The 2,400-nt window shown below is 32.2% G+C and carries 3 protein-coding genes; all 3 read left to right on the top strand.

Annotated elements, in window-relative coordinates; translation table 11 throughout:
• Positions 1–144 precede the first annotated feature (144 nt).
• The 3 genes from J1D01_RS17295 to J1D01_RS17305 all read left to right on the top strand — a co-directional run bounded on the left by J1D01_RS17295 (position 145) and on the right by J1D01_RS17305 (position 2,165).
• Complete coding sequence (locus J1D01_RS17295) at positions 145–585, top strand: hypothetical protein (protein WP_421151756.1); 441 nt, start codon at positions 145–147, stop codon at positions 583–585.
• A 473-nt stretch (positions 586–1,058) separates the two neighbouring features.
• Entirely contained in the window at positions 1,059–1,451 is a 393-nt protein-coding gene (locus tag J1D01_RS17300; protein ID WP_421151757.1) for a hypothetical protein, read from the top strand.
• 144 nt (positions 1,452–1,595) lie between these two features.
• On the top strand, positions 1,596–2,165 hold the full coding sequence (locus tag J1D01_RS17305; protein WP_421151758.1) for a hypothetical protein: 570 nt from the start codon (positions 1,596–1,598) through the stop codon (positions 2,163–2,165).
• Positions 2,166–2,400: the final 235 nt, after the last annotated feature.

Below are 2,400 nucleotides of genomic sequence, written 5' to 3' on the forward strand. Positions count from 1 at the left end.
AATGCAATTAATCTATACAACCAAATAAGATTACATGTATCTTTAGATTATAAAACTCCAAATATGGTATATTTAAAAACAGCGTAAATCAATTATTAACCTGTAGCCGTATTTCAGGACTAGACATATTGACAAAACGAGGAAATGGAGTTTGAACCTGAATATTTTAGCGGAATTTTAAAAGTCCTGATTTTGACTTTAATAATCTCAATTTTACCGATTTACTTTTTGGTAAACCCAATTTTGACTATTGGAATAGCTGTAATTGGATTTATTGCAATCTTGTCGATAAATAAAAAATGGATAAAAAAAGTGATATTGGATTCTGAGAGTAAAAAAATTATAGTGAGATATCCTCTAGCTATAATCGGACTTAAAAAAAAAGAAATCCCTTTTGACAAAATAGACATTGTTACTTATTACGAGTATATGTCTCGAACACCAGCACATTTTAAAATTGAACAAAACGGAAAAAAATTACGATTTAATTGCAACGGACTTGACTCTAAAAAAGTTAGTTCTATTTTGGAAACTTACGGAATTAAAACAAACTTTCACAATAGAAAAGAAGTTGGATTTAGATAAAAATACTACCTACAACACCGGCTATAGTTCATTGCTTCTGACTTTCCTCGCGGAAAGTCCTCGCAAATTTGCTATCTTCGGTTTACGGCGGAAAATCCTCGCGGATTTTCCCGCAACGAAACCATAGCCAAAACCGTTACCCAACATTTGACAAAACATTGAACATAGCACTTCGAAATATAAATTGGACTAAAAAAAGTGGAATTCTGATTATCGGAATTTGTTTGAGCGCTATGTTGTTGAAATATTTGGTTCAACCTTATCGTGGAACTTGGATTTATCAATATGGAAGTACTATTTCATTATTTGTTTTCTACAGTGGAGTTTTATGGTCTTTGATTAACACAATATTTTTGATTTCAAAACATAAAACTGAACTGAAAAATAATCTGATTTGGATTTTTTTGAGTGCAATTCCATTTTTATATATCGGAATAATGATGACAATAGCAATGACTAGGACAATTGGCTAAATGAAAAAACTGACCTTCAAAAATATTTCAATGATTCTATATGGAGTTGCATTAGCTCTGCCAATATTTTTCGGAGCTGAAGTTATTGGAATTTTTGCATTGGTTCTTGGCTTAATCGGAATGTTTGAATTTGATATTTATATTTTCCTTCCTTGGCTTGCGAACATCTTATATTTTTTCAACTTGATTTTTGAGAATAAAATCAGAAATATTAAAATACTAATATCTGTTTTGACAATAATATTTGGATTTTTCACATTCGGAATTTCGAGAATACCTTTAGATGAAGGCGGAGCTTATGCCAACGTAAAACCTGGAATTGGATTTGGAATTTGGATATTGAGTTTTATAACATTATTAGTCGGACAATTAAAAAACAAAAACGTTGGGTAACAATGTATAACCGCAATTACGGCGGATTCGACTACGTCCGAATCCACTCGGAATTGCTAAAGTCTGTGCTTAACCGAAAAATTTGCGTACTTTAACCCGTAAACTGACGGTTATACGAGTCCGTTGTACACCATTTAAGAAACATTGAGAACAGAATTAAAATATATAGAATTAAAAAGCGGATTTTCGGATAACGGAACTGCTTGGATTGGACTTGTTTCATTCTCAAAAAGTGGAAAAACAGTCTATTTTGATGGTAAAGGATTTCAAAGTTTAAATGGAACTGGAGTTTCGGGCGGAAACTATTATGAAATTGAATCCGGAAATGAATACTGGATTTCTGGAGTTAAAAAAAATATGTCTGACCGACACAAATTTGGCGGAGGAAAAATCTTTGTGGAAAAACGGATTTTAAATGATTATCTGCAAACTATCGGAAAAAAGGAATTGCCAAAATCTGGTTATGAATTGACCGAAGTAGAAACTGAAAAACCGACTGAAAGAATTAATGAATTAGAAAATTCTCAACTGGAAAAATCAGAAATTGACGAAAGTATTTATACAAAAACGCCAAAGGAATTGACAAAATCCGAGCTTGAATTTCTTATCGAAGAACTAATAGAAGACGAAAAGAATGTCAAGTATAATAAAGGTAGGAGAATGATTAAAAAAGATAGAATTGAATTAGAAACGGAACTTGAGAAACGTGAATAAAAACGGTGTACAACAATGTATAACCGCAATTACGGCGGATTCGACTACATCCGAATCCACTCGGAATTGCTAAAGTCAGTGTCAAACCGAAAATAATCGCTAATTTAACCCGTAACTGACGGTTATACGTATTCCAAGATCAAATCCTAATAATTTCTCATTAAATTTTAAGCTGCATATTGATTTAGGACAACATATGGAGTCCCTCTTTTTACAACTGAAAACACCCTCGCTA

This window comes from Seonamhaeicola sp. NFXS20 (assembly GCF_049132085.1).
Classification (GTDB): Bacteria; Bacteroidota; Bacteroidia; order Flavobacteriales; family Flavobacteriaceae; genus Seonamhaeicola.